This is a genomic window from Aromatoleum sp. (assembly GCF_032027225.1).
In the GTDB taxonomy this organism is placed as follows: domain Bacteria; phylum Pseudomonadota; class Gammaproteobacteria; order Burkholderiales; family Rhodocyclaceae; genus Aromatoleum.
Map to the genome: position 1 here is coordinate 170,678 of NZ_JAVSMM010000006.1, position 18,911 is coordinate 189,588.

The following is an 18,911-nucleotide window of genomic DNA, read 5'->3' on the forward strand; positions in this document are numbered from 1 at the left end:
GGCCGCGGCGCGACGCGCGCGGCCGCATTCCCTTTCATCCGACGCTTCGCGGCGCCGCCGCGGAGCAAAGAGGCGCGAATGGACTATCACTGGAACTGGATGTTCTTCTTCCAGGAAACCGACGACGGTCTCAAGTATTACGACTGGATCCTTTCGGGCCTGGGCTGGACGACGGTCGTGTCACTCGCGTCGCTCGCGGTCGCGCTGCTGCTCGGCTCGGCGCTCGGCGTGATGCGCACGACGCCGAACCGGTGGCTCGTCGGGATCGGCGACGCCTACGTCGATCTGTTCCGCAACGTGCCGCTGATCGTCCAGCTTTTCATGTGGTTCTTCGTCGTGCCCGAGCTCGTCCCGGAGAAGCTCGGCCTGTGGATGAAGCAGGACCTGCCCTACGTCGTCATCGCCGTCGTCGGACTCGGCCTCTACACGGCTGCGCGGATCGCCGAACAGGTGAAGGCAGGCATCAATTCGCTCTCGCGCGGCCAGCGCGCCGCCGGCCTCGCGCTCGGCTTCACCGAATGGCAGACGTACCGCCACGTGCGCCTGCCGATGGCGTACCGCATCGTGCTTCCGGCGCTGACGTCGGAAGCGATGAACATCTTCAAGAACTCGGCCGTGACCTACGCGGTAGGCATCCTCGAGCTGTACTTCCAGTACAAGCAGATCATCGAAAAGACTTCGCAGGTGCTCGAGATCACGATCGTCGTGACCCTCGCGTACTTCGCGCTCGCGTTCGTGATGAACCGGCTCCTCGCCTCCATCGAGCGCCGCACCCGCGTGCCGGGGCTGATCGTCGGCGGCAAGGGGAGCAACTGAGATGACGGACTTCGACTTCTCGGTCATCGTCGAAAACTGGGGCTTCCTCCTCGAAGGACTGCGCTACACGATCCAGGTCACGATCGTCGCGATGCTCGGCGGCATCCTCATCGGCACGCTGCTGGCGCTGATGCGGCTGTCGTCGATCGCGCCGCTGCAATGGTTCGCAGCCGGCTACGTCAACGTGTTCCGCAGCGTGCCGCTGGTGCAGGTGATTCTCGCGTTCTACCTGATCCTGCCGCTCGCGCTACAGGCGATCACCGGCAAGCCGATGCCGATCGGCGCGGCGAACTCGGCGTACTTCACCTTCACCGTGTTCGAAGCCGCGTATTACTCGGAGATCATGCGCTCGGGCATCCAGTCGGTGCCGCGTGGGCAGATCGCCGCCGGCTACGCGATGGGCTTCACGTACGGCCAGACGATGCGCCTCGTCGTGCTGCCGCAGGCCTTCCGCAACATGCTGCCGGTGCTACTGACGCAGACGATCATCCTGTTCCAGGACATCTCGCTCGTGTATGCGATCGGCGCGACCGACTTCTTCGGCGCCGCCGACAAGATCACGCAGCGCGACCTGCGCCCGGTCGAGATGTACACGACGGTCGCGGTGGTCTATTTCATCATCTGCTTCACCCTGTCGCGGCTCGTGAAGCGGCTGCAGAGCCGCATCGCGATCATCCGCTGACACCCGGGAGCCTTTCGACGTGATCGAGATCAAGAACATTTCCAAGTGGTACGGCAGCTTCCAGGTGCTGACCGATTGCACGACGCAGGTGAAGAAGAGCGAAGTGGTCGTCGTCTGCGGCCCTTCCGGCTCGGGGAAGTCGACGCTGATCAAGTGCGTGAACGCGCTCGAACCCTTCCAGAAGGGCAGCATCGTCGTCGATGGCATCGCGGTCGAGAACCCGAAGACGAACCTGCCGAAGCTGCGCGCGAAAGTCGGCATGGTGTTCCAGAACTTCGAGCTGTTCCCGCACATGACGATCACCGAAAACCTGACGATCGCGCAGATCAAGGTGCTCGGGCGCCGCCGCGACGAAGCGGTCGACAAGGGCCTGAAGCTGCTCGACCGGGTCGGCCTGAAGAGCCAGGCGGCGAAATATCCGGGGCAACTGTCGGGTGGCCAGCAGCAGCGGGTCGCGATCGCGCGCGCGCTCGCGATGGACCCGATCTGCATGCTGTTCGACGAACCGACTTCGGCGCTCGATCCCGAGATGATCAACGAAGTGCTCGACGTGATGGTCGAACTCGCGCAGGAGGGCATGACGATGATGTGCGTGACGCACGAGATGGGCTTCGCGCGCAAGGTCGCCCACCGCGTGATCTTCATGGACCGCGGCGCCATCGTCGAGGATGCGCCGAAGGACGAATTCTTCGGCCAGCCGCGCTCGGAGCGCGCGCAGAACTTCCTCGCGAAGATCCTGCAGCACTAGCGGCGGCGTGCTTTAGCGGGCCGCGTGCAGACTGCAAAAGCCTGGCCGGAAGGCGCGATGCGGGGCGTTCTGCCTCGCCGCATCGCCGCTGCAGCGACACGCTGTATAGCCCGCCCGATAACTCACGGAGACCGTCGATGACCGACACCCTCGTCGTCCTGACCAATCTTCCCGACGCCGCGGCCGCCCACGCGCTCGCGACACGCCTGGTCGAACTGCGCCTCGCCGCGTGCGTGAACATCCTCGCGCCGTGTCGGTCGGTGTATCGCTGGCAGGGTGCCATCGAGGATGCGGAGGAGTTTCCGCTGCTGATCAAGACCACGGCTGAACGCTACCCCGCCCTCGAAGCGGAGATCCGCGACCGGCATCCGTACGAACTTCCCGAGATCGTTGCTGTCCCTCAGGTACGGGGCTTGCCTGCATACCTCGATTGGATCGCCGCCGAGACGACTGCGGCATCCAGCGGGAGCAGCGCAGCCCCGTAATCGCGCCCCGATTGCGGACATACGGTTTGATCGGGATCCAGTACTCGCCGCCGGCAACACCTTAAAATCCTCTCAATTCCGACACGCCCTTCCGAACCGATGCGTCGCCTCCTGCTCTGGCTGACCCTGCTGGTCAGCACCGTTGCCCTGTCCGCTTACGCGCAGGGCAAGCCGATCGAACCCGAAAAAGCCTTCCGTTTCGCCGCCCGCACGCTCGACCCGACGACCGTCGAAGTCACGTTCGACGTCGCCGACGATTACTACCTGTACGGCGACAAGTTCAAGTTCACGGCCGATCCCGAGACCGTCGTCCTCGGCACGCCCGAGCGCGCGCCGGGCAAGATCAAGCACGATGAATTTTTCGGCGAGGTCGAGACTTACCGCGACGAAGTGAAGATCCTGTTGCCGGTGACCGCGCCGCCCGGCGTCACGAAATTCCGGCTCACGGCGACGAGCCAGGGATGCTGGGACGGTGGCATCTGCTACCCGCCGACCCCGCAGAGCACCGACATCGATCTGACCGCGAAACCGACCCGCACCGGCCTCGGCTTTCTCGATCGCGTGATCTCGGGCGGCGACTCCGCGCCCGGGCAAAGCGTTCCGGGCAGCACGCAGGTCAGCGGCGACGAGAGCGGGCGCATCGCCGGCCTGCTGCGCGACGCGAGCGTGCCGCTGGTGCTCGCGAGCTTCTTCGGCTTCGGCCTGCTGCTCGCCTTCACGCCCTGCACCTTCCCGATGATCCCGATCCTGTCGGGCATCATCGTCGGCCAGGGTCACCACATCTCCCGCGGCCGCGCGTTCGCGCTGTCGCTCGTGTACGTGCTCGGCATGGCGATCGCGTATGCACTGGCGGGCGTCGCCGCGGGCCTGTCGGGCACGCTGCTGTCGGCCGCGCTGCAGAACGCGTGGGTGCTCGGCGCATTCGCGCTGGTGTTCGTGCTGCTGTCGCTGTCGATGTTCGGCTTCTACGAACTGCAGCTGCCGACCGCGCTGCAGAGCCGACTGAGCTCGACCGCGAACCACCAGAAAGGCGGACATGTTGGCGGCGTCGCGGTGATGGGCGTGCTGTCGGCGCTGATCGTCGGCCCGTGCGTCGCGGCGCCGCTCGCCGGCGCGCTGCTGTATATCGCGCAGACCGGCAACGCGACGCTCGGCGGCGTGGCGCTGTTCGTGATGGCGCTCGGCATGGGCGCGCCGCTGATCGCCGTCGGCGTCGCCGCGCGCTCGGTGCTGCCGAAAGTCGGGCCGTGGATGGAGGGCGTCAAGAAAGCGTTCGGCGTGATGCTGCTCGCCGTCGCGTTATGGCTGCTGACGCCGGTCGTGCCGGCCGTCGCGACGATGCTCGCGTGGGCCACGCTGCTGGTGTTTTCCGGCATCTTCCTGCATGCGCTCGACCCGCTGCCGGCGCATGCGAAAGGCTGGTCCCGCTTCTGGAAGGGCGTCGGCGTCGTGATGCTGATCGGCGGCGCCGCAATGCTCGTCGGGGCGCTCGCCGGCTCGCGCGATCCGCTGCAGCCGCTGGCGGTGCTGCGCACCGGCGGCGCCGCGGCGGCGACGACCCAGCCTCGCTTCGAGAAAGTCGCTTCGGTCGCTGAACTCGACGCCCGCCTCGCCGCCGCCGACCGGCCGGTGATGCTCGACTTCTATGCCGACTGGTGCGTCTCGTGCAAGGAGATGGAACGCTTCACTTTCAGCGACGACGCGGTGCAGACGCGGATGAATCGAATGCTGCTGCTGAAAGCCGACGTGACGGCGAACAACGACGACGACAAGGCCTTGCTGAAGCGCTTCAACCTGTTCGGCCCGCCCGGAACGATCTTCTTCGACCGGGGCGGGGTGGAACGCGACGGCCTGCGCGTCGTCGGCTTCATGGAAGCCGGCGCGTTCGCCGAACTGCTCGACCGCGCGCTGCGCTGAAGGCCCGCGTTCGGCATCCCGGGCGCCCGGCCCGGTCCTCCCTGCCTCCGCCACGGCGGCTCCGCTCCGGCGCGCCAGTATTTTGTAGCGGAACGGGCAACACTGAAAGTTGCTGGCGATCCACCGTTTTCCGGCAACTTTCGCCTACAATTGCCGCTCCCCCTTTCGCCAGCGTGCCTCCCATGTTCTCCGGAATCATCGCCGCGTGCGGTCGCATCGAGCGCATCGAACCCCTTCAGGACGGCGTCCGCCTCACCGTGGACACCGGCGATCTCGATCTCTCCGACGTGCAGATCGGCGACAGCATCGCGAACAGCGGCGTCTGCCTGACCGTCGTCGCGCTCGACGGCCGGCTCGCCCGCTTCGACGTGTCGCGCGAGACGCTCAACTGCACCGCCGGGCTCGACCAGGTCGGCAACGAGGTCAACCTCGAAAAGGCGCTGCGCCTCGCGGACCGGCTCGGCGGTCACCTCGTCACGGGACACGTCGACGGCGTCGGTGAAGTCGTGCGCTTCGCGCCGGTCGGCGAGAGCCACGAACTCGTGATCCGCGCCCCGGCCTCGCTCGCCGGCTATATCGCGAAGAAAGGCTCGGCGACCATCAACGGCGTGAGCCTGACGGTAAACCAGGTCGAAGGACGCGACTTCTCGATCAATCTGATCCCGCACACGGTCGCGGTGACGAACCTCAAGCGTCTCGCCGCCGGCAGCCCGGTGAACCTCGAGATCGACCTGATCGCACGCTACGTCGAGCGCATGCTCGCGTGGCGCGAGGAGGGCGCGCAATGAACGCCAACACCCCGCTTATCCCGCAAACGGCTGTGGCGGAAAGCACCGCGAATCGCGCGTCCGGCGGTGCGAGCACGCTCGCACCGATCACCGAAATCATCGAAGAAATCCGCGCCGGCCGCATGGTCGTGCTCGTCGACGAGGAGGACCGCGAGAACGAGGGCGACCTCGTGCTCGCCGCGGAGCACGTGACGCCGGAAGCGATCAATTTCATGGCCAAGCACGGCCGCGGACTGATCTGCCTGACGCTGACCGAAGCGCGCTGCCGCCAGCTCGGCCTGCAGCCGATGGTGCGCGACAACCGCTCGCCGCACGGCACCGCCTTCACGACATCGATCGAAGCCGCCGAAGGCGTCACGACCGGCATCTCGGCGCACGACCGCTCGCGCACCGTCGAAGCCGCGGTCGCCCGTCACGCGAAACCATCCGACATCGTCCAGCCCGGCCACATCTTCCCGCTGATGGCGCAGAAGGGCGGCGTCCTGATCCGCGCCGGACACACCGAGGCCGGCTGCGACCTCGCCGCGCTCGCCGGGCTCGAGCCGGCGTCGGTGATCTGCGAAATCCTGAAGGACGACGGCACGATGGCGCGGCTGCCGGATCTCGTCGAATTCGCGAAGGAACACGGCCTGAAGATCGGCGCGATCCGCGACCTGATCGAATACCGTTCCGCGAACGAGCACCTGGTCGAGCGCGTCGCCGAAAAGGACGTCGAAACGCCGTATGGCCGATTCCGTTTGGCGGCGTTCGAAGACAAGACGAGCGGCGAAGTGCATTTCGCGCTGAGTCATGGCGAGATCCGCCCCGACCGCGAAACGATCGTGCGGGTGCACGAACCGATCTCGGTCGTGGACTTCATCGACCCCGACCGCAGCCGCCACACCTTTCCCGTGAACCAGGCCTTCGCCCGCGTCGCACAGGCCGAACAGGGCGTCATCGTGCTGCTTTACCGACCGCAGTCGGGCAACGAGCTGCTCGCCGGCCTGCGTGGCGACGGCGGCGACGCGCCGAAATGGGACGCCCGCCTGTTCGGCGTCGGCGCGCAGATCCTGCGCGACCTGAAGGTCGGCAAGATGCGGCTGCTCGCGAGCCCGCGCAAGATTCCGAGCATGGCCGGCTTCGGCCTCGAAATCACCGGCTTCGTCGAGTCGGACTGAGCCGCAATTCATCCGCACCGGGAGCAGCGGCCGCGCCGCGCTCCCGGTCCCTTTTTTCAAGAATCGAAAATGCCCCGTTACGACAACATTCCTGAATTCGACATCGACCTCGACGGCCGTGGGCTACGCATCGGCATCGTCATGAGCCGCTTCAACCAGGACGTCTGCGAAGGCCTGCTGTCGGCCTGCACCGCCGAACTGCTGCGCCTTGACGTCTCGCCCGAGCTTGTGCGCATCGCGACCGTACCCGGCGCACTCGAGATCCCGTTGACGCTGCAGGCGATGGCACGCACCGGCCACTACGACGCGTTGATCGCGCTCGGCGCGGTGATCCGCGGCGAGACCTATCATTTCGAGCTGGTTTCGAACGAGATGGGCAGCGGCATCAACCGGATCGGCCTCGACGCCGGGCTGCCGATCGCGAACGGCGTGCTGACGACCGAGGACGACGACCAGGCCCTCGCACGGATGCAGGAAAAAGGCGCCGACTGCGCCCGCACCGCGGTCGAAATGGCCAACCTGCTGAAGAAAGTCCGATGAGCGGCAAGGCGGCCCGTCGCCGCGCGCGCGAGTTCGCGCTGCAGGGAATCTACCAGTGGCTGCTGTCGGGCAACTCGCTGCCGGTCATCGAGGACCACGTCGCCCAAGTCACCGGCTTCGAGCGCGCCGACCGCGAGCTTTTCGTCAGCCTGCTGCGCGGCACGCTGAACAACGTCGAATCCCTGCAGGCGGAGTTCGAGCCCTTCATCCATCGACCGGTGCACGAGCTGTCGCCGGTCGAGCGTGCGATCCTGCTGCTCGGCACGCACGAGCTCAAGAACGGTCTCGACACGCCCTACCGCGTCATCATCAACGAAGCGATCGAACTCGCAAAAGGCTACGGCGGCACCGAAGGACACCGCTTCGTCAACGGCGTGCTCGACAAGCTCGCGGCGAAGCTGCGCGCCACGGAGATCGCGGCCGGCCGCAGCAGCTGAGGCCGCCGGCGCACAAAGCGCGGGGGTCGTCGGAGCCCAGTCAAGCGCGAGCGATTCGACGCCGTCGGAGGCTCGTACGCGCTGCGCGCTGCGTCCCGCGATGGCCCAGAACTAGGCGAGGCCGACGCTCGGCTGATGAATCGAAGGAGTGGCGCCACAGGCAAGCGCTGTATGCCGCGCCATCGGCCCCGTCCCGAACGCTGCCGCCCCGCGGGCTGCCAAACGATACGGAACAAAAAATGAAGCCCGAACCGCGGACAACGCGTTTCGGGCTTTTCCTTTTCGGCGGGCGATTATCGATCGGGAAGCGCGGTCGGAACAGCTAACCGAACGCATTCTCGAAGCGATGGGGCGCGGAAACGCCTCCTCAGCCGCGCGCGGACGGACGCGGACGGCGCGCGCCTTCGGGACGGTCGCTGCCGAACCGGCCGCCTTCGCTGCGGCCACCCCCGTCACGAGCGTCCCGGCCGTAACCGCCGCGCGACCCCGACGGCCCTTCCGAAGACCAACCCTTGCTCGCACCCGGACGTCCGTCGCGGTTGTCGCGGCCGTAGGACGATCCGCCGCCCGAAGGGCGGCCGCCGTAACCCGGCTTGCCGCCGCCCGGGCGACGCGGCGACGACGGGCGCAGCGTCGGCTCCAGACCTGCGATGGTATGCACGGCAAGAGGCTTGCCAGTGAAGCGCTCGATCGCGCGGATGATCCCCATTTCGCGCGGCCCCGAGAAAGTGATTGCGATGCCGTCGCGTCCCGCGCGGCCCGTCCGGCCGATGCGATGCACGTAGTCCTCGACCTGCCGCGGCGGATCGAAGTTGATCACGTGGCTAATGCCGGCAACGTCGATGCCGCGCGCGGCAACGTCGGTCGCGACGAGCACGCCGATGCGTCCCTGACGCAGCTTGTCGAGCGTGCGGTTACGCGCCGTCTGGTGCATGTCGCCATGCAGCGCCGCAGCGGAAAAACCCTTCTCCTGCAGGTTCAGCGACACTTCCTCGGCACCGCGCTTCGTCGCCGTGAAGACGACGGCCTGTTGCATGTCGTCGCCGCCGAGCAGCGACTCGAGCAGGCGGTTCTTATGCACCATGTTGTCGGCCATCAGCAGGCGCTGCTCGATATTCGCGCGGTTCTCGACCGTCGCGGCGATCTCGATCCGCTGCGGCTCCCGCTGTAGCTTGCGCGCGAGATTGCCGACGACGCCGTCGAGGGTCGCCGAGAACAGCAGCGTCTGCCGGCTCGCGGGGGTCGCCGCGACGATGGTTTCGATGTCTTCGACGAAGCCCATGTCGAGCATGCGGTCGGCTTCGTCGAGGACGAGCACTTCGATGTCGGACAGCTTGATCTTGCGACGCGTCAGGTGGTCGATCAGCCGGCCCGGGGTCGCGACGACCACATCGACCGAGCGCGACAGCTGCTTCACTTGCGCGAAGAACGGCGCGCCACCGACGAGGCACGCCGTGTTGAGGTAGCGCAGGTTGCGGGCATAGGTCTTGACCGCCTTTTCGACCTGTAGCGCGAGTTCGCGCGTCGGCGTCAGCACGAGCACCCGCGGCCCGGCGCCCGGCGCGGGCTTGCGGTCGATCAAGCGATGCAGGCTCGGGAGCGTGAAGGCTGCGGTCTTGCCGCTGCCGGTATGTGACGACACCATCAGGTCGGTACCGGCGAGCGCAGCAGGAATCGCCTGCTGCTGGACAGGCGTCGGGACGGTGTAGCCGGTCGTGGCAATGGCTTGCAGCAGGGCCTCGTGGAGGCCGAGTTCGTTGAACGTCATGAGTTCTTCCTTATTGCCCGGAGACTTGTGATCGGGCCGGGAGGGATTCGGTCCGGGGAATCGGACCTATGAAAAGGCATCGCACCGTCCGGGACGGACGCGGTGGCGGCGAGCGCGCGATGGGCTATGGGCCGGTCGATTCCGCCTCCTCAAGGACGGAAAGGGACCGTGCATCGGCACCAACCTGCATTCGCGATGCCATACGATCAGAAGAACGAATGGAGTTCGACGGGACGGTCGGGGGCGATGGGGCTGTGGATACAGTCCCGCGGCTGCGGTCGACGGAATCCTGATTCCGCGCATCGACCTGTTAAAACCGGCTGCTGCATTGCACAACGGCGGCTATGTTAGCCGATATCGTGCGCACGGGGAAGGGAAAGGCGTAAGGCGATGCAAAAAAGCCCGATGCCGAGCGGCATCGGGCACGATTCGGATACTACGGAGCGCGGTGATTACTTCGTGTTGACGGCGCCCTTCAGCGTGGCGCCGGCGGTGAACTTCGGCACGCGCGACGCGGCGATCTTGATCGAGGCACCGGTTTGCGGGTTGCGGCCGGTGCGCTCGGCACGCTCGGAAATCTCGAAAGACCCGAAACCGGTGAAGGCAACCTTCTCGCCGGCAGCCATGCGCTCGGCGATGATATCCAGCACGGTGGACAGGGCGCGGTCGGCCTGAGCACGCGATACATCCAGACGGTCGGCCAGGGCTTCGACGAATTCACCTTTGTTCATGCTTTTCCTCGATTGGTGTGTGTGTGGTACGGGATACGGGTTTTACGGGCGGATTCTAGCACCGTCATTGCCTTTGGCGCATTGGGCTTCAGCGCCGATACAACAAGAAATGCACGGACTTCCGTCGTATCGGATCGTCATTCCGCAAGGGTGGGATAGTCGATGAAGCCCCTGTCGCCGCCCTGGTAGAAGGTGTCGGCATCCCACTCGTTGAGTGGCGCGTCGACACGGAAGCGTTCGACGAGGTCCGGATTCGAGATATAGGGCCGGCCGAACGCGACCGCGTCGCAGGAACCCGCGGCCAGTGCAGCCTCCGCGCTCGCCCGGTCGAAGCCGCCGTTGCTGAGGATCGGCATCGTCGCGATGCTGCGGAAGTGGCCCGCGACATCGGAGATCGCGCCCGCGGCGCCGTCGAGCTGGCTCGGCTGAGACGGCTCGGTCAGGTGCAGGAACGCAAGGCCGTAGTCGTTCGCGCGCCGGACCAGGTGCTCGAACATCGGCACCGTGTCTTCATCGACGGTGATGCCGTGAAAGCGGTTCAACATCGGATTGAGCCGGAACCCGATCCGCGACGGCGACCATTCCGCGGCGACCGTGTCGAGCACCTCGAAGAAGAAGCGCGCGCGGTTCTCGTGGCTGCCGCCGTACTCATCGTCGCGCCGGTTCGCAACGGGCGAGAAGAACTGATGGAAGAGATAGCCGTTCGAGGAGTGGATTTCGACGCCATCGAAACCGGCGAGCACCGCATTCCGCGCCGCGCGGCCGAAATCGGCGACGATCGCGGCGATCTCCTCGCGGCTGAGCGCGTGCGGCGCGACGGTCGCCTTCATGCCTTGCGGGGTGAACATCTTCCACCCCGGATCAACCGCGGACGGCGCTACCGGCAGTTCACCGCCGTGAAACTCGGGCAGCGACAAGCGCCCGCAGTGCCACAGCTGGCAGACGATCCGTCCGCCGGCATCATGCACTGCATCCGTGACCCTGCGCCAGCCGGCCACCTGTGCCGGAGACCAGATGCCCGGAGTAAAGGGGTAGCCGCGCGCCTGCGCGGAGACGATCGTTCCTTCGGACACGATCAGGCCGGCGCTCGCGCGCTGGGCGTAATAGCGCGCCATCGATTCGGTCGGGGCGAAGTCGGGGTTGTCCGCGCGGCAACGCGTCAGCGGAGCCATGACGACGCGGTTCGGCAGTTCGAGCGCGCCGAGGCGGACGGGCGAAAGCAGTCTGGAGGTCATGCTGTCTCCTGGGATCGTGACGACGACGGGCGCAATACCCGCCTGAGCAAGCAAGCCGTCATTGTGCCAAGCGCATCGCGCGATGCAACCAGACAGCTGATGAAATCCTGCGGAGCTGCGGCGAAACTGCGCAGATCGCCCGTGCAGCGCCGTTTCGCCACCATTTCGCCACCGTCGTCACACCGGTCGCCATGTGGGCGCCGGAGGCAGCGTGGAAGGCACCTCACGGAGAATCTTCCGCCCGACGACCGCTCGATACTCCGATCGCAACCGCGGCGGGGAGCACGCCGCGATCGGGCGTGCTCCCGGTCGCGGGGTCGCTGCCCGCGCTGGAGCGGCGCAGTTGTTCCCGCATCGGGAACGGCCGCCAACGGCACGACAGGGGAAGCGGCTATCCCGCCTCGCGTCAGGTCGAGAGCATCGCCTGATGCTTGCCGCCGAGGCCGAGATAAGCCTCGATGACCCGAGGGTCGTCGGCGAGCTGCGCAGCGGGGCCCTCCATCGCGATCGCGCCGGTCTCGAGCACGTAAGCGTAGTCGGCGACCTGCAGCGCCGCGCGCGCGTTCTGCTCGACGAGCAGGATCGACACGCCGCGGCGGCGCAGTTCAGCGATGATGCGGAAGATCTCGCGCACGATCAGCGGCGCGAGGCCGAGGCTGGGTTCGTCGAGCATCAGGAGCTTCGGCTTCGCCATCAACGCCCGCCCGACCGCGAGCATCTGCCGCTCGCCGCCGGACAGCGTGCCGGCGAGCTGCGTGCGCCGCTCCTTCAGCCGCGGGAAGAGCTGATAAACCTCTTCCATGGTCTGCGCGTGGTCACGGCGGCCAGAGCGATAGCGCTGGAAGGCGCCGAGCAGCAGGTTGTCCTCGACGCTCATCTCGCCGAAAAGCTCGCGCTTTTCCGGCACGAGGTTCATGCCGCGCGCGACCATGCGTTCGACCGCCGGCACGCCTTCGACGGTGCCGTCGAAATCGACCTTCCCCTTCGAATCGAGCAGCCCTATGATCGCCGACAGCATCGTCGTCTTGCCGGCGCCGTTCGGCCCGATCACGGTGACGATCTGGCCTTCGCCGACGCGGATGTTCGCGCCCGACAGCGCCTCGACCTTGCCGTACGACACGGAAAGATCACGGACCTCGAGAACGGTTTTCACGAGAAGCTGGTTCATATGGGTGTTCGCATTCATTCGACGCCTCCGAGGTAGGCTTCGAGCACCGCCGGGTCCTTCTGCACATCCTCCGGCAAACCTTCGGCGATCTTCTGGCCGAATTCCATCACGACGACGCGGTCGACGAGGCCCATCACGAAGTCCATGTCGTGCTCGACGATCAGGATGCCGAGACCTTCACCACGCAGCTTTTTCAGCAGCTCGGCAAGCGCCTGTTTTTCCTTGAAGCGCAGTCCGGCCGCAGGCTCGTCGAGCAGCAGCAGGCACGGATCGGCGGCGAGCGCTCGCGCGATCTCAAGGATACGCTGCTGGCCGAGCGCGAGGCTGCCGGCCGGCTCGAACATGTGCTCGGCCAGCCCGACGCGCTCGATCTGCCGCGCCGCCTCCTGCAGAAGCCGGGCCTCCTCCGGCCGATCGAGGCGCCAGGCCGACGCGAGCACGCCCCTGTCGCCGCGCAGATGCGCGCCGATGGCGACGTTCTCGAGCACGCTCATGTTCGATAGCAGCTTGACGTGCTGGAACGTGCGGCTCATCCCCATCCGCGCGATCTCGCGCGAGTCGCGACCGGCGACCGGCTTGCCGAGGAACAGCACCTCGCCCGAGGTCGGGGTGTCGACGCCCGAGATCTGGTTGAACATCGTGCTCTTGCCGGCGCCGTTCGGGCCGATCAGCGCGAGGATTTCGCCGGCGCGCACTTCGAGGCTCATGTTGTTGTTCGCAACGAGCCCGCCGAACTTGCGCGTGACGTCCTTCGCTTCGAGGATCACTTCGCCCTTCGCCGGCAGCGGCTTCCTCGGCAACGCCTCGGCGGGCGCGAGTTCGCGCCGCTTCTCTCGGACCGGGACGAGTCGCGCGAGGATCGGCCACAGGCCGTCGCGCGCGCGCTGCAGGATCACGATCATCATCAGGCCGAAGAAGATCACCTCGAAGTTGCCGCTCTGGCCGAAGAGCTGCGGCAGGATGTCCTGCAGCCACTGCTTCGCGACGGTGATCACGCCGGCGCCGACGAGCGCGCCCCACACGTGGCCGGCCCCGCCGACGACCGCCATGAAGAGATACTCGATACCGATGTGCGAGCCGAACGGGGTCGGGTTCACGAAGCGCTGCAGGTGCGCGTACAGCCAGCCCGAGGCACAGGCGTGCAGCGCGGCGATCACGAAGATGATCATCCGCGAGCGCGCGGTGTTCACGCCCATCGCCTCGGCCATCACCATGCCGCCCTTCAGCGCGCGGATCGCGCGCCCTTCGCGGGAATCGAGCAGGTTCTGCGTCGTCAGCACCGCCGCGAGCAGGAACAGCCAGATCAGATAGTAGAGCTCGCCGCCCTCGTCGAGCTCGAAGCCGAACACGCTGATCGCCGGGATGCCGGTGAGGCCGGTGTGGCCGCCTAGCGTCTCAAGCGTGCCGAACAGGAAATACAGGCTGATGCCCCACGCGATCGTGCCGAGCGGCAGGTAGTGCCCGGACAGGCGCAGCGTCATCGAACCGAGGACGATCGCGACCGTCGCCGTGAAGACGAGGCCGACGACGAGTGCCAGCCACGGCGAGCCGCCGGCCCACGCGAGCCACCACGGCAGCTCGGTCGCGGTCGTCAGCACCGCGGTCGTGTAGGCACCGAGACCGACGAAGGCAGCCTGCCCGAAGCTCGTCAGGCCGCCGACGCCGGTCAGCAGCACGAGGCCGAGCGCAACCAGCGCGTACATGCCAATGTAGTTGAGCAGCGTCACATAAAACGGCGACAACATCAGCGGCGCGGCCGCGAGCAGTGCGAGAAAGACGCCCAGGACGAGCCGCGGCGGGATGCCGCCCTTCGTTACCGCGGGCGCGAGCTCCGCAGTCTTGATTTCCAGGGTTTTCGTGCCCACGGATTTCATTCCTCTTCCTCCACGTGACGGCCCTTCAGCGAACGCCACAACAGCACCGGGATGATCAGCGTGAAGACGATGACTTCCTTGTGCGCGCTCGCCCAGAACGAGCTGAACGCTTCGAGGATGCCGACGAGCACCGCGCCCGCGGCGGCGACCGGGTAGCTCGCGAGCCCGCCGATGATCGCGCCGACCAAGCCCTTCAAGCCGATCAGGAAGCCGGTGTCGTAGTAGATCGTCGTGATCGGCGCGATCAGCACGCCCGACAGCGCGCCGATCAGCGCCGCAAGGAAGAACGTCAGCCGCCCCGCGAGCGCCGGCGAGATGCCCATCAGCCGCGCACCGACGCGGTTGATCGCGGTCGCTCGCAGCGCCTTGCCGTACAGCGTGCGCTCGAAGAACTGGTACAGCGCGATGATCAGCACGAGCGACGACACGACGACCCAGATCGTCTGGCCGGAGATCATCAGTGGACCGGCATCGAAGCGAGCCTCGGAGAACGGCGGCGTACGTGACCCTTCGGCGCCGAAGAACAGCAGCCCGAGGCCGACCATCGAGACGTGCACCGCGACCGACACGATCAGCAGGATCAGCACCGGCGCCGCAGCGATCGGCTGGAAGATCAGCCGGTACATCAGCGGACCCATCGGCACGACGACCGCGAGCGCAAACAGGATCTGGACAAGCATCGGCAGCTCCGCGACCGGCAGCGCGTACAGCAGCCCGATCAGCGCGAGCGGATACCCGACGTTCCACCCCAAAACCTGGACCAAGCGCCGGGGATTACGCGAATGTAACGCGTGCCGCGCGTCGAGCACGGCGGCGAGAACGCCCGCACCGAGCAGCAGCCACACCGTCGCCGGGATACCCCCGGCCTGGATCATCACCAGGGTCAGCGCCCCGTACGAGACGAACTCGCCCTGCGGAATGAAGATCACGCGGGTGACCGCGAACACGAGCACGAGGGCGAGCGCGAGCAGCGCGTAGATCGCCCCGTTCGTGATCCCGTCCTGCCCGAGCAGCAAAGCAATCTGGAAATCCATCGTTGAACCTCGTTACCCGAGCGACCCTGTGCGGGCCGCTTCGGGTTGTCTGGATGGAACGCCCGGCTTTCGCGGCGCGCGAGCGGCGCCGGCGGAAGTCGACGACGCGAAGCTTGAATCAGCGCATCAGTTTCCAGGTTCCGTTCTGGATCTGCACCATCACGCGCGAGCGCTGGTCGAGCCCCAGGTGGTCGGTCGGGCTCATGCTGAAGATGCCGTGCGCGGCCGGCACTTCCTTGAGGTTCTCGAGGGCGTCGCGCAGCGCGGCCCGGAACTCCTTCGTCCCCGGCTTCGCCTTCTTCAGCGCCTGGGGCGCAGCCGCGGCGAGCAGCACGCCGCTATCCCAGCCATGCGCGCCGAAGGTCGAGACGCTGCCCTTGCCATGCGCCGCCTCGTACTTCGTGATGTATTCCAGCGCGCTCTTCTTCACCGGGTTGCCGTCGGCGAGCTGGCTCGCGACGAGCACCGGGCCGGCCGGCAGCAGCGTACCCTCACAGTCCTTGCCGCAAACGCGCAGGAAGTCGTTGTTCGCGACGCCGTGCGTCTGGTAGATCTTGCCGGTGTAGCCACGCTCCTTCAGCGCCTTCTGCGGCAGCGCGGCGGGCGTGCCGGAGCCGGCGATCAGGATCGCGTCTGGGCGCGCCGACATGAGCTTCAGCACCTGGCCGGTCACCGAGGTGTCGTTGCGGTTGAAGCGCTCGTTCGCGACGACCTTCAGCTTGCGCGCGTCGGCGACCGACGAGAACTGCTCGTACCAGCCTTCCCCGTAGGCATCGGCGAAGCCGATGAACGCGACGGTCTTCACGCCGTTGTTGGTCATGTGCTCGACGATCGCCGTCGACATCTGCGCGTCGTTCTGCGGCGTCTTGAAGACCCAGCGCCGCTTTTCGTCGACCGGATCGACGATCTTCGCCGAAGCGGCCATCGAGATCATCGGCGTTCCGGTCTCGGCGGCGACGTCGATCATCGCGAGCGAGTTCGGCGAGGTCGTCGAACCGAGCACGATGTCTACCTTGTCTTCGGAGATCAGCTTGCGGATGTTCTTGACCGCTGCGGTCGTGTCGGATGCATCGTCGAGAACGATGTAGTTGACCTTCTCGCCCCCGATCGTCGTCGGCATTAGCGCGATCGTGTTCTTTTCGGGGATGCCGAGCGAGGCGGCGGGGCCGGTCGCCGACACGGTCACGCCAACGTTGATGTCGGCGTGCGCAACCGACGCCGCGGCCAGCGCGAGCGCTGCGATCACTGAACTGCGAGCCTTCATGATGTCTCCTCCTCTTTGGATTATCGGTGGCCGGCCCCGAGGCGGGCTTCGGTCACGCGCAACATTTTTTGTTGCTGTGTCGGATTATTGTGTATCAAATCGGTGGCTGGCGAGCAAAATTTACTTATCGGTCGAAAATACTTCGCTACCGCCCCGACAGCGTCGCCCCGATCCCGCCGGACGACCTCCCCGCGCGGGCCGGCGACGTCGCCGATTGCCCCGTGTTGCGCCGGCCGACGCCATCCCACGCATGCCCGGCCGCCCACCCTTGCCACCCGCCCCGGCGTCAAGCCGGCAGCCGGTTTTCCTGCTCGACGTAGCCGCGGACGCCGTTCAGGAAGATGCCGGTGATCACCGGCGCCATGTCGCGGAACGTCAGCCGTCCGTCGGTCCGCATCCATGTGAACGTCCAGTTGATCATCCCGAACAGGATCATCGCCACCGGCCGCTCGAGCTTGCGCCGCGTCAGCCCCGGTTCGATCCGCGCGATCGCCCGCGCGAAGGCCGCGACGACCGCGCGCTGCTTCCCTGCGACCTGCTCGGCCAACTCCCGCTGCAGGAACTTCACATCCTGCACCAGCACGATGTGCTGTGCCTGCGCATGTTCGTACTCTTCCATGAAACGGGTCACGAGCGCCGAGAAGTGCTCCTCGTCGTCGAGCTTGCGGTCCTCGACTTCGCCGACGATCACGAGCAGCCGGTCGATGTAGCTGTCGGCAACGTCGAACAGGATGCGGTCCTTGTCGCGGTAATAGTGATACAGCAGCGGCTTGGAAATCCCGCAAGCCTCGGCGAGCGCGGCCATCGACGCATGGTGGAAGCCCTTGCGGGCGAACAGCACCGCCGCCGCCTCGAGAATCGCCGCACGCTGCGTTTCGAATGTCGCTGCCTTGCCTCTGGCCATGCCTGTTCCGTCGCTTCGGCGTCGTCGCCAACCGGCCCGCGCCTTTCTTTAAGTTTAAATTAAATCAGTTTCAAGTATCAGGGTCCAGATTTTTCCGACCCCGCTACTTCGCCTGCATCCGGTGCGCGGGCCGGAGTCCACGGAGCGACACATCCCGGCCCCGCGGTGCTCCGCATCGGCCTTCCCTGCGATCTACGATTCGTCGCAGAACAGACCGGGCTCGCCGCCGCTCGCCGCGTCACCGCTCGTCGAACGAGATCACGACGCGCTCGGTCAGCGGGTGGGCCTGGCAGGTCAGGATGTAGCCGGCCTCGATGTCGGGCTGTTCGAGCGTGAAGTTCTTGTCCATGCGCACCTTGCCTTCGACGACCTTCGCGCGGCAGGTGCAGCAGACGCCGCCCTTGCACGAATATGGCAGATCCATGCCGGCAGCGAGCGCGACATCGAGGATCGACGGGTCTTCGGCGCGAAACTCCATCTCGCGCTTGAGGCCGTCGGCGATCACGGTGATCCTCGACTGCACCGCGTCACCGGGCTCGACATGGTGGTCCGGCGCACTCGCGGGCACGCCGAAACGCTCGACGTGAAGATGCTCGGAAGGAACGCCGGCCTGCGCGAGCGCCGCTTCGACGTCGTCGATCATGCCGCCCGGTCCGCAGACGAAGGCTTCGTCGATCGAGTCGACCGGGATCAGCGTGTCGAGGAAGGCGGCGACGCGCTCGCCGTCGAGCCGGCCGTTGAAGAGCGGCACTTCCTGTTCCTCGCGCGAGAAAAGGTTGTACAGCGTGAAGCGCGCCAGGTAGCGGTTCTTCAGATCTTCGAGCGCCTCGGCGAACATCACGCTCGACTGGCGGCGGTTGCCGTACACGAGCGTGAAGCGGCTCTTCGGCTCGGCCCGCAGCGTCGTCTTGATCAGCGACAGGATCGGCGTGATGCCGCTGCCGGCAGCGAACGCGACATACTGCTTCGCGTGCGCCGGATCGAGCGGCGTGTGGAAGCGGCCTTCGGGCGTCATGACTTCGACGACGTCGCCGACCTTGATCCCGTCGGCGTTGACCCAGGTCGAGAACGCGCCGCCGGACACTTTCTTGATCGCGACGCGCAGCTCCGCGTCCTCGACGCCGGCGCAGATCGAGTACGAGCGGCGCAGTTCCTCGCCGCCGACCTTCACTTTCAGGTTCAGGTGCTGCCCCTGCACGAAGCGGTAATCGTCGGCGAGCTCATTCGGCACGTCGAAGCGCAGGCTGATCGCCTCGGGCGTCTCGCGCCGCACTTCGGCGACTTTCAGCGGATGGAATTTCGGTGTTCTGTGCGTCGTCGTCATCGCGTTGTCTCCTCGATCGCTTCTTCGAGCGACTCGATC

Annotated in this window: 17 protein-coding genes and 1 pseudogene; 9 read left to right on the forward strand and 9 right to left on the reverse strand. The window is 66.4% G+C overall.

The features are described from left to right. The first annotated feature begins 78 nt into the window (after positions 1-78). From ROZ37_RS09305 to nusB, 9 genes are all read left to right on the forward strand, one after another. On the forward strand, positions 79-816 hold the full coding sequence (locus ROZ37_RS09305; protein WP_312659043.1) for an amino acid ABC transporter permease: 738 nt from the start codon (positions 79-81) through the stop codon (positions 814-816). 1 nt (position 817) lies between these two features. Further along, complete coding sequence (locus ROZ37_RS09310) at positions 818-1,498, forward strand: ABC transporter permease subunit (protein ID WP_312659044.1); 681 nt, start codon at positions 818-820, stop codon at positions 1,496-1,498. A 19-nt stretch (positions 1,499-1,517) separates the two neighbouring features. After that, positions 1,518-2,246 carry an amino acid ABC transporter ATP-binding protein gene (locus ROZ37_RS09315; protein WP_312659045.1) on the forward strand — a complete coding sequence of 243 codons (729 nt, stop codon included), beginning with the start codon at positions 1,518-1,520 and terminating at the stop codon, positions 2,244-2,246. Between the two features lie 137 nt (positions 2,247-2,383). Beyond that, positions 2,384-2,731: a divalent-cation tolerance protein CutA gene (gene cutA / locus ROZ37_RS09320; protein WP_312659046.1), complete on the forward strand. Its 348-nt coding sequence runs from the start codon at positions 2,384-2,386 to the stop codon at positions 2,729-2,731. Between the two features lie 99 nt (positions 2,732-2,830). Beyond that, positions 2,831-4,648 (forward strand): protein-disulfide reductase DsbD, encoded by a 1,818-nt coding sequence (gene dsbD / locus ROZ37_RS09325; RefSeq protein WP_312659047.1) that lies wholly within the window; start codon positions 2,831-2,833, stop codon positions 4,646-4,648. 182 nt (positions 4,649-4,830) lie between these two features. Beyond that, complete coding sequence (locus ROZ37_RS09330; protein WP_312659049.1) at positions 4,831-5,436, forward strand: riboflavin synthase; 606 nt, start codon at positions 4,831-4,833, stop codon at positions 5,434-5,436. Continuing rightward, positions 5,433-6,593, forward strand: coding sequence for a bifunctional 3,4-dihydroxy-2-butanone-4-phosphate synthase/GTP cyclohydrolase II (ribBA, locus tag ROZ37_RS09335; RefSeq protein ID WP_312659051.1), 1,161 nt, complete (start codon positions 5,433-5,435; stop codon positions 6,591-6,593). The genes ROZ37_RS09330 and ribBA overlap by 4 nt, the downstream gene beginning before the upstream one ends. A gap of 69 nt (positions 6,594-6,662) precedes the next feature. Continuing rightward, positions 6,663-7,133 carry a 6,7-dimethyl-8-ribityllumazine synthase gene (gene ribH, locus ROZ37_RS09340; protein ID WP_312659053.1) on the forward strand — a complete coding sequence of 157 codons (471 nt, stop codon included), beginning with the start codon at positions 6,663-6,665 and terminating at the stop codon, positions 7,131-7,133. After that, a complete protein-coding gene (nusB, locus tag ROZ37_RS09345) occupies positions 7,130-7,570 on the forward strand; it encodes a transcription antitermination factor NusB (protein ID WP_312659054.1) in 441 nt (146 codons plus the stop codon). Before ribH ends, nusB begins: the two co-directional genes overlap by 4 nt. Positions 7,571-7,937: 367 nt before the next feature. On the opposite strand, the gene ROZ37_RS09350 is transcribed toward nusB, so the two are convergent. From ROZ37_RS09350 to paaE, 9 genes and pseudogenes are all read right to left on the reverse strand, one after another. Then, the gene (locus tag ROZ37_RS09350; protein WP_312659055.1) at positions 7,938-9,338 is read right to left on the reverse strand and encodes a DEAD/DEAH box helicase; all 1,401 of its coding nucleotides are present in this window, start codon (positions 9,336-9,338) and stop codon (positions 7,938-7,940) included. Between the two features lie 452 nt (positions 9,339-9,790). Then, positions 9,791-10,072 (reverse strand): annotated as a pseudogene (locus tag ROZ37_RS09355) (HU family DNA-binding protein); the annotation flags it as partial. Between the two features lie 134 nt (positions 10,073-10,206). Further along, positions 10,207-11,304 (reverse strand): alkene reductase, encoded by a 1,098-nt coding sequence (locus tag ROZ37_RS09360; RefSeq protein ID WP_312659056.1) that lies wholly within the window; start codon positions 11,302-11,304, stop codon positions 10,207-10,209. 406 nt (positions 11,305-11,710) lie between these two features. Then, positions 11,711-12,490, reverse strand: a complete 780-nt coding sequence (locus ROZ37_RS09365; RefSeq protein WP_312659057.1) for an ABC transporter ATP-binding protein — start codon at positions 12,488-12,490, stop codon at positions 11,711-11,713. Then, complete coding sequence (locus ROZ37_RS09370; RefSeq protein ID WP_312659095.1) at positions 12,487-14,217, reverse strand: branched-chain amino acid ABC transporter ATP-binding protein/permease; 1,731 nt, start codon at positions 14,215-14,217, stop codon at positions 12,487-12,489. The genes ROZ37_RS09365 and ROZ37_RS09370 overlap by 4 nt, the downstream gene beginning before the upstream one ends. A gap of 125 nt (positions 14,218-14,342) precedes the next feature. After that, on the reverse strand, positions 14,343-15,380 hold the full coding sequence (locus ROZ37_RS09375) for a branched-chain amino acid ABC transporter permease (protein ID WP_312659058.1): 1,038 nt from the start codon (positions 15,378-15,380) through the stop codon (positions 14,343-14,345). A gap of 118 nt (positions 15,381-15,498) precedes the next feature. Continuing rightward, positions 15,499-16,644, reverse strand: coding sequence for an ABC transporter substrate-binding protein (locus ROZ37_RS09380; RefSeq protein WP_312659060.1), 1,146 nt, complete (start codon positions 16,642-16,644; stop codon positions 15,499-15,501). A 286-nt stretch (positions 16,645-16,930) separates the two neighbouring features. Then, positions 16,931-17,548, reverse strand: a complete 618-nt coding sequence (locus ROZ37_RS09385; RefSeq protein ID WP_312659062.1) for a TetR/AcrR family transcriptional regulator — start codon at positions 17,546-17,548, stop codon at positions 16,931-16,933. Positions 17,549-17,786: 238 nt separating this feature from the next. Beyond that, positions 17,787-18,872 carry a 1,2-phenylacetyl-CoA epoxidase subunit PaaE gene (paaE, locus tag ROZ37_RS09390; RefSeq protein WP_312659063.1) on the reverse strand — a complete coding sequence of 362 codons (1,086 nt, stop codon included), beginning with the start codon at positions 18,870-18,872 and terminating at the stop codon, positions 17,787-17,789. Positions 18,873-18,911 lie beyond the last annotated feature (39 nt).